We start from the raw sequence: 8,225 nt of genomic DNA on the forward strand, positions 1-8,225 counted from the left end.
CGCGCCGCCGCCCAAGCCCGCGCCGGTCGCCAAGCCCGAACCGAAGAAGCCGGCGCCGCCCGCGCCCAAACCGGCGCCGAAGGTACAGCCCAAGCCAGCTGTCGCGGCACCCGCAAAGCCGGCGGTCAAGCCGGGCAAGGGCACCGGCAGCACCGCCAACGCGGTCAAGCCCAAGGCGCGCGGCCTCAATTTCGGGTCGGATTATTTCAAGGGTGCCTCGAGCAAGCCGAGCCCCGCGACCGGCACCGCGCCCAAATCGGCGACGATGAGCCAGCAGGCGGCAATGGATATAGGTCAGAAAATCAAACAGCAGGTGCAGCCCTGCGCCAATCGCCAGGTCAACCCCGGCCCCGGCGCCGAGCGTATCCGCGTGACGATCCGGCTAAAGATCAACCGCGACGGCACGCTGGCCTCGAAACCGCTGATCGTCGGGCATGACGGCATCGACGACGACAATCGCCGCTACCAACGCCAGGTCGACGATCGTGCGATCGCGACCTTCATGGGCTGCCAGCCGCTGCGCGGCCTGCCGCCCGAATTATACGATGTCCCCAATGGCTGGAGCGACTTCTCGCTCCGCTACAAGCTTCCGGGTTGAGAGAGATGATGATGACCAAAGGCCTTCCGCTGATCGCGCTGATGATGGCACTGGCACCTGCCGCCAATGCCCAGACCACCCCGCCCGCGCCGGAATCCGCGCCAACCCCGGCGCCTGCTCCCGGCGCGACGCCAGCGCCCGGCCAGTCGGGCGGCCTGGTGGTCGATGTCGAGGGCGGCATCTCGGCGCCGATGGGAATCGCGATCCCGGCGCTGCCGACTCCTGAAGTGGCGTCGACCGCGGCGGGATCGACCGACCAGCTCGGCAAGCAATTGTCCGACGTCATCACCGCCGACCTTAAGAATTCGGGACTGTTCAAGCCGCTTCCGGCCGGCCAGCTGATGCCGGTGCCGTTCGCGCAAGCGACCGCGCCCGATTTCGGGGGTTGGACGTCGCGCGGCGCGACCGCTCTGGTCCAGGGCTATATCCGCGCCAACGGCAACGGCACGGTGACGGTCGGTTGCTATCTGTACGATACTGCGGCGCAGCGTGAGCTGGGGCGCCAGGGCTATGTGCTCAGCGTCAACGAATGGCGCCGCGCCGCGCACAAATGCGCCGATATGGTCTATACCCGGTTGACCGGTGAAGGACCGTATTTCGACAGCCGCGTCGTTTATGTCTCGGAAACCGGGCCCAAGGGCAAGCGCATCAAGCGGCTGGCGGTGATGGACCAGGACGGCTTCAACGGCCGCTTCCTGACCAATGGCCAGACGATCGTGCTGACCCCGCAATTGTCGCCCGACCAGCGCCGCGTTGCCTATCTGTCGTATCTCGACAAGAAGCCGACGATCTATGTCCTCGATATCGCCACGGGCAAGCAACACCGGCTGGTCGATAATGTCAGCATGGCGCTGGCGCCGCGCTTCTCGCCCGACGGCCGCTGGATTCTCTATTCGATGTCGCAGGCGGGCAATACCGATCTGTACAAGATCCCCGCCGATGGCGGCGCGTCGCAGCGGCTGACCAGCGCGCCGGGGATCGACACCGGCGGCAGCTGGTCGCCTGACGGCAGCAAGATCGTGTTCGAAAGCGACCGTTCGGGCGCGCAGCAGCTTTATGTAATGAACGCCGATGGGTCGAACCAGCAGCGGATCAGCTTCGGTTCGGGACGCTACGCGACTCCGGCCTGGAGCCCGCGCGGCGACCTGATCGCCTTCACCAAGATCGGCGGCGGCTTCCATGTCGGGATCATGTCGCCCTCGGGCGGCGGCGAGAAGATGCTGACCGATGGCTGGCAAGACGAAGCGCCGAGCTGGGCGCCCAATGGCCGCGTCATCATGTTCTTCCGTTCCACCGAGGGCGGAAGCGGCGTCGCGGATTTGTGGTCGGTCGACCTGACCGGGGTCAACGAACGCCGCTTGCCCACCCCCTTCGACGGATCGGATCCGAGTTGGGGACCCATTCGCAAGGACTAAACGTTTCGTATCCGGACCGAACACACCCCAGGCATTCATCAGCCAAAAGTTAGGGAGAACCAACAATGGCACGCACGACTACGAAACTGATCCTGCTCGCGACACTCGTCGCGGCTGCAGGCTGCGCCCATAAACGCCCGCCGGTCCTGCCGCCCGCCGCGGGCGACCAGCCGACGGGGTCGACCGGCAACGGCGATGCCGGATCGATTGTCCCAGGTTCGGCCGAGGATTTCAAACGCTCGGTCATGAGCGACACGATCCACTTCGCGCTCGACCAGTACGATATCGACGCGACCTCGCGCTCGATCCTCGACAGTCAGGCCGCGTGGCTGATGAAATGGCCCGACCGCCGCATCACCATCGAGGGTCATGCCGACGAACGCGGCACCCGCGAATATAATCTCGCGCTCGGCGATCGCCGCGCCAACGCCGCCAAGAACTACCTGGCGGCACGCGGCGTCAACGCGGCGCGGATCAATACGATCAGCTACGGCAAGGAACGCCCCATCGCGCTCGGCTCGGACGAGGCAAGCTGGGCCCAGAACCGCCGCGCGGTGACCATCGTCCTGCAATAGCAACGCACGACATTTCGATTGCGAACGAGGCCGGGGAGCGATCCCCGGCCTATTTCATGTCTACGCTTCCCATGTGTCGAGAGCGCGGCGATAGGCGGTTTCCCTTGCCTCCCGCTCTTTTTCCAAGTCGGCGATCTCGTTTTCCTGCGTCTTGACCAACTCGCGCCGCTTGGCCTGCAGAGCATCCAGCCGCCGGTCGATGTCGGCACGCGCGCGCTCGTGCCGCTGCCGCGCGGCGCTCAGGGCTTGTTCGGCTTTCTCCAGCGCCCTGCGATCGGGTCTTGGCTTGCGCCTGACGGGTTTGCGCTCGGGCGCCGCCCCGTCTTGGCCGGCCGCTTCCTTGCCTGAGCCGGCGGCCTTGCGATGCTCGGCGGCCGATCCCCTCGGTCGCTTGATCACCTCACCCGGGCTGGCGAGCGGCTCCTTCGTCAGCTTGGGATCAGTGACCAGTTCCGCCGCGCCGCGCGAGAACAGATTCTTCTCGGTACCCCAGGCCCTGAGCGCGGCCTTCATGCTCGGCGCCGCGACATAGGCGTCGTGGAACCCGATCGGGGTGCGATAGACCTTCAGCTTGGGCATATCGCATGGCCAACGCAGAGCGCGCGAGTTCGTGCCGAGATACGCCGCATAGGCGCCAGTCACCGGGTCATCGAATCCGCTTGCGACTCACTCGAAATCGATATAAATATGATATCATCTTTAACGGGAGGGTCCCATGGCTATTCAGGCCTCGGATGCGAATGTGAATGGTATCGGACTGACCTTATCGCGGGAGCGTCCGGCGGCGACGTCGAGCGGCTATCTGATGCTGCTCGTGCTGCTGATCGCATTGGTCGCGGCAATCTATGGCGGCACGACGGTCGACACCAATGCCGCGCTTGGCGCGCTGTTGATCGTCGGCGGGACGATCGTCTTCGCCTTCGTGCTGTGCGGCTTCTACATGCTCCAGCCCAACCAGGCGGTGGCCGTCACCTTGTTCGGCAGTTACCAGGGCACCGACCGCAAAACGGGGCTGCGCTGGCTGCTGCCCTGGCTCAGCCGCAAGAAGATCTCGGTCCGCGCCAACAACATCATTTCAGACAAGATCAAGGTCAACGATCTGCGCGGCAACCCGATCGAGATCGCGGCGCAAGTCGTGTGGCGCGTGACCGATACCGCCCAGGCGTTGTTCGACGTCAACGATTACAAGGCGTTCGTGATGGTCCAGATCGAGGCGGCGGTGCGCACGATCGGCTCGCGTTATCCCTATGACGATTTCGCGCATCAGGAAGTGACTCTGCGCGGCAATCACGAACAGGTAGGTGTGGAGCTTCGCCAGGAACTGATCGCGCGGCTGGTGATGGCCGGAATCACCGTCGACGAATGCGGCTTCACCCACCTTGCCTATGCGCAGGAGATCGCCGGCGCGATGCTCCGCCGCCAACAGGCGCAGGCGGTCGTGGCGGCGCGCCAGACCCTGGTCGAAGGCGCGGTCGGCATGGTCGAGATGGCGCTCGACTTGTTGAGCGCGAAGGGCGTGGTCGAACTCGACGACGAGCGCCGCGCGGCGATGGTCTCGAACCTGATGGTCGTGCTGTGCGGCGAGCGCGACACGCAGCCGGTCGTCAACGCAGGCTCGCTCTACCAATAAGGCGGCACGATGGGCGCTCCCCCCAAAAAGGCGTTTCCGCTACGCCTCGATCCCGCGCTTTACGCGGCGATCGAGCGCGCGGCGGCGAGCGACTTGAGGAGCGTCAATGCCCAGGTCGAATGCCTGTTGCGCGAGGCGCTGGGCCGGCGTGGGGTCAAGCTGGCGGATCCGGTGCGGCCCAAACGTGGCCGGCCACCCAAGCAGGGAGATCAGGAATGAGCGACGGGGATTGGTTCGCGCCGAAGAAGCTCGGCGTCGGCGCCGGCCTGCCGATCACGTGGCAGGGATGGGCGATCACGATTGGGTATTCGCTAACCGTGATCGTCGCCGCGGGAGCGTTGGTGCCGCGCCATCCCGCGATCGCGATCGGCGTTATCGTGCCGCTGACTTTGGCCTTCATGATGGTCTGCGCGCAGCACACGCGGGGCGGGTGGAAATGGCGCTGGAAAGGCGAAGAATAGGGCGATTGGCGGCTACGGGAACGTCACAACGGTCCCGTCGAGCGGCATCTCCGCGCGCTTTGACCCTTTTGGCGACGGCGCCAAAGCCACCGGCTTGGCCGCATCGAACGTGTCCTCGATCTTGCTTTGGCCCAGCGCGGTGAAAGCCTGGATGACATAAGGCAAGCCCTGCGACCGTTCGAAGGCCTGCCGGTTGCTCAAATGGAAATGCAGATGCGGGGCGCCGGCAGCACCGCTCTGGCCGAGCCGGCCGATCACCGCCCCGCGCCGGATGCGCTGGCCGATCCTGACCGCGACGCTGCCGCGCTCGAAATGGGCGTAGTGCGCGTAGATGCCCCGCGCGATCCGAAGGATCACGAAATTGCCATAGAGCGTCCGCGCGGTCAGGTCGTCAGATACCGTCTCGGGCGCGAGCGGTTTGCCATTGGGCGCCCCGTCGCGTGCGTCGACCACCACGCCATCGGCGACCGCCAGCACGTCGTGGCGATAGCCGACCCAATCCTCGTCGCTGGTCGCCGCCAGACTGTCATGCGCGCCGCGGACCGAGTGATTGCCGGCATCGAGCCCGAACCAGTCGATCGCGTAGCGCTGCGGAATGCTCAGCGTGCCGTCAATCGCGACCATGCTTCCCCAATGATGCGAAAGATGATTGCCCGGCCCCTCGACCGCGAGCCAGCGCCCGCCGCGCAACGGCGGCCCGATGCTGATCGGGGCGCGGGGGATCAGGTTGAGCCGGATATCGTCGGCGCGTTCGATCCCGCCATCCGGCTCGGCGAAGGTTAGTTGGTGGCGCAGGGACGCGGGCCGGACGCCGGCCGGCAAGGTGAGCCACAGGAATAAAGTCTGGGTCTGTCCCCCGGCAATCGCGATGCCGTCATCGCCGGCTTTCTCCGGCGGTCGCGACAGGAGGGAGGAAAGGGCTGCACCCGCGATCGTCTGGAGCGGAGTCGACCCACCGTCGGGATAGATTGCCAGACTGGTCAGTCTGAGCGGCCTGTCGCCCGAATGGAAGCTGGTGACGCGCAATTCGTAGGCGAGGTGGACCTTGCCATCGCTGCCGCGAACCGCTTGGGGCGTGGCGAGGAACCGGCATTCGACCTGCGCCTGGTGGACCGGGACAGCGGGCCGGGCGGGCGATTGCAGCGTCACGCCGCCGCTACCGGCCAAGGCCAGGACGACCGCGATCATTCGCGGCGAGAGCGACCTCAGCATCCCCCTTCGCCTGTTCAGCCGAGCGCCTGATTGAGCAATTTGGCCAGCCGCAGTCCGCCGCGCTCGACCTCGAGCCGCGCGGTCGGCACCAAAGATGCGATCGTCGCATTGTCGAGCTTGACCGGCGTCGGGGTAGGTCCGCAGGGATCGCCGCCGATCGCGGTCCGGTAGGTCACGTCGCGCGCGACCGCCCAGCTTTCGCGGCTCCAGTCGAGGACGTTGCCTGCGGCGATTCGCTTGCGATCGGCGAGCGAATAACGATGCACCAGGCTCGGGCCGGTCGAGATCGCGCGTTCGGCGAGATAGCCGTCCCAGATCGAATGGAGGTTGAGCCGGCTGGCGGCATAGGTGCCATAGTCTGCCTTCACGTCGTTGCCGCCTTTGTCGCCTTTCTCGCCGGCGTGAAGCGGCTGGTGGAGATCGCCGACGAAATGGATCAAGAAGACGAGCGCCTCGACACGCTGTTTGGGCGGGGTGCGGCGATCCTTGAGCAACTTCACATAGCGGACGATCTGTGCCGACACGCAATTGCCGTCCTTGCATACGCTCACGACATCGAACGGCGAGCAGATATTGACGTCCTGATAGTGCCAGGAGCTGGTGTAACCGAACCTCTGCTTGCCGTTTTCGTCCTTGATCCCCTTGATGCAATCGGCCCAGATCGCGGCATCATCGAGCGTGCCCGCTTTGCATTGCGGCGTGCCGAGCAGCTTTTGCTGGCGCAGCAGCCGCTTGATTTGGAGCCGCGCCTTGGGCGTGATGTTGGCCCACGCGATCTGTGCGACGGTCTGGTGGCCATATTCCCAATAAGCATTGGCGGGGGAGGCGAGGATGAGCGCGGCCAGCGCGGCCGCGACGGGGAGGAGGCGCTTCATGGGCGCGGTCTTAGGCCCGCGAGCGGGTGCTTCCAATCATTTTGGCGCGAGGCGTTGCCCGCTTATCCAACCGTCACCCCGGCCTTGTGCCGGGGCCCAACCATCCACAGGCGATATCCCTCGCGGCACGTTGGGTGCCGGAACAAGTCCGGCATGACGGTCGGTGGAGGGCGTTATCCCTCATCCTCGTACAGCGCCACCTTGCGGCTCCCATCCGACACCGCGCGGCCGCGATACATGCTCGCGGTGGTGAAGCTCCAGGCCACTTCGCCATCGGTCGCGGTCACGATCACGCCGCCGGTGCCACCCAGCGCCTTGACCTCGGCCATTACCGTGTCGGCCGCTTGCTGCAGGGTTTCGCCGAGGAAGCGGACGCGCGCGTTGATCTGGAAGGCGACGCTCTCGCGGATGAAGAACTCGCCCGCGCCGGTGCACGATACCGCGGCGCCGCGATCATCGGCATAGGTGCCGGCGCCGATCAGCGGCGAATCGCCGATCCTGCCCCAGCGCTTGCCGGTCACCCCGCCGGTCGAGGTCGCCGCGGCGATATGCCCGGCCTGGTCGACCGCGACCGCGCCGACCGTGCCGTATTTCATGTCGACATCGAACTTGCCGCCGTTCGACAGCAATTCGTCAAGCTGCCGTCGCCGCTCGGGAGTCGCGAACCAATCGGCATCGGCCTGGTTGAGCCCATGCTCGCGGCTGAACGCGTCGGCTCCTTCGCGGCCGAGCAGGACGTGCGCGCTTTGCTCCATCACCGCGCGCGCCAGGGTCACCGGATTCCTGGTCGCGGTGACACCGGCGACCGATCCGGCGCGCAGGGTCGCGCCCTCCATGATCGCCGCGTCGAGTTCGTTCTTACCCTCGAAGGTGAAAGCGGAGCCGCGCCCGGCGTTGAAATGCGGATCGTCCTCGAGCACGCGGACCGCCGCCTCGACCGCGTCGAGCGATGCTCCGCCCGTCGCCAGGATCGCGCTGCCCGCATCGAGCGCGGCGTTCAGCGCGGCGCGAACGCCCCGATCGGTCTCAGGCCGGGTCTGGCTGCGCTTGATCGCGCCGGCGCCGCCATGGATCACCAGCGACCAGGGGGTTGGGTTCGTCATGGCGGGGAGCGGTAGCCCTGGCAGGACGCCGCCGCAATCCGATCAGCGGTCGCAGCCAATTCAATTTGCGCCCGATCAGATAGAAGACCCAGCATCCCGCGATCGTCGCCGGCACCAGTATGAGGAATTCGCCGAGCGCGCCGATCCCCAGCGGCCGCAGCCAATATTCGACCACGACGATGATCGTCTGATGGATCAGATAGAAAGGGAACACCGCTTCGGTCAGTATCGGGCGCCACGCGCCGTCGCGGTTCCAGAAACGCTCGGCGATTCCGATCAAAGCCGCGACCGCCGCCCAGCATTGGATCTGGTGCGCGACCAGCATCTGGTCGCCCAGCCATTGCGGCGGGACCAGG

The 8,225-nt window shown here is 66.0% G+C and carries 11 protein-coding genes; 6 read left to right on the top strand and 5 right to left on the bottom strand.

The features are described from left to right. From tolA to pal, 3 genes are all read left to right on the top strand, one after another. On the top strand, window positions 1-598 hold a 598-nt coding region (tolA, locus tag SAS01S_RS22910; RefSeq protein ID WP_500799086.1), incomplete at its 5' end, for a cell envelope integrity protein TolA. Window positions 599-603: 5 nt separating this feature from the next. After that, on the top strand, window positions 604-2,013 hold the full coding sequence (gene tolB / locus SAS01S_RS20655) for a Tol-Pal system beta propeller repeat protein TolB (protein WP_066812916.1): 1,410 nt from the start codon (window positions 604-606) through the stop codon (window positions 2,011-2,013). A gap of 65 nt (window positions 2,014-2,078) precedes the next feature. After that, window positions 2,079-2,588, top strand: a complete 510-nt coding sequence (gene pal / locus SAS01S_RS20660) for a peptidoglycan-associated lipoprotein Pal (protein ID WP_066812918.1) — start codon at window positions 2,079-2,081, stop codon at window positions 2,586-2,588. A gap of 60 nt (window positions 2,589-2,648) precedes the next feature. On the opposite strand, the gene SAS01S_RS20665 is transcribed toward pal, so the two are convergent. After that, complete coding sequence (locus tag SAS01S_RS20665; protein ID WP_245657046.1) at window positions 2,649-3,230, bottom strand: hypothetical protein; 582 nt, start codon at window positions 3,228-3,230, stop codon at window positions 2,649-2,651. A gap of 73 nt (window positions 3,231-3,303) precedes the next feature. Here SAS01S_RS20665 and SAS01S_RS20670 point away from each other — a divergent pair, with 73 nt between their 5' ends. From SAS01S_RS20670 to SAS01S_RS20680, 3 genes are read left to right on the top strand one after another with little or no spacing between them, the layout of a single operon-like run. Continuing rightward, entirely contained in the window at window positions 3,304-4,218 is a 915-nt protein-coding gene (locus SAS01S_RS20670; RefSeq protein ID WP_066812920.1) for an SPFH domain-containing protein, read from the top strand. A gap of 9 nt (window positions 4,219-4,227) precedes the next feature. Beyond that, window positions 4,228-4,437, top strand: coding sequence for a type II toxin-antitoxin system antitoxin (locus SAS01S_RS20675; protein WP_066812922.1), 210 nt, complete (start codon window positions 4,228-4,230; stop codon window positions 4,435-4,437). Further along, on the top strand, window positions 4,434-4,679 hold the full coding sequence (locus tag SAS01S_RS20680; RefSeq protein WP_066812931.1) for a hypothetical protein: 246 nt from the start codon (window positions 4,434-4,436) through the stop codon (window positions 4,677-4,679). The genes SAS01S_RS20675 and SAS01S_RS20680 overlap by 4 nt, the downstream gene beginning before the upstream one ends. A gap of 12 nt (window positions 4,680-4,691) precedes the next feature. Here SAS01S_RS20680 and SAS01S_RS20685 read toward each other — a convergent pair whose 3' ends face one another. The 4 genes from SAS01S_RS20685 to SAS01S_RS22915 all read right to left on the bottom strand — a co-directional run. Next, window positions 4,692-5,891, bottom strand: a complete 1,200-nt coding sequence (locus SAS01S_RS20685) for a M23 family metallopeptidase (protein ID WP_066812932.1) — start codon at window positions 5,889-5,891, stop codon at window positions 4,692-4,694. A gap of 14 nt (window positions 5,892-5,905) precedes the next feature. Next, a complete protein-coding gene (locus SAS01S_RS20690) occupies window positions 5,906-6,766 on the bottom strand; it encodes a S1/P1 nuclease (RefSeq protein ID WP_066812933.1) in 861 nt (286 codons plus the stop codon). A gap of 173 nt (window positions 6,767-6,939) precedes the next feature. Then, window positions 6,940-7,869 carry an isoaspartyl peptidase/L-asparaginase family protein gene (locus SAS01S_RS20695; RefSeq protein ID WP_066812934.1) on the bottom strand — a complete coding sequence of 310 codons (930 nt, stop codon included), beginning with the start codon at window positions 7,867-7,869 and terminating at the stop codon, window positions 6,940-6,942. Further along, window positions 7,793-8,225 (bottom strand): acyltransferase family protein (locus SAS01S_RS22915; RefSeq protein WP_218016348.1); only part of this gene is annotated, 433 nt, incomplete at its 5' end. The genes SAS01S_RS22915 and SAS01S_RS20695, both read right to left, overlap by 77 nt.

This window comes from Sphingomonas asaccharolytica NBRC 15499, assembly GCF_001598355.1.
Lineage (GTDB): Bacteria > Pseudomonadota > Alphaproteobacteria > Sphingomonadales > Sphingomonadaceae > Sphingomonas > Sphingomonas asaccharolytica.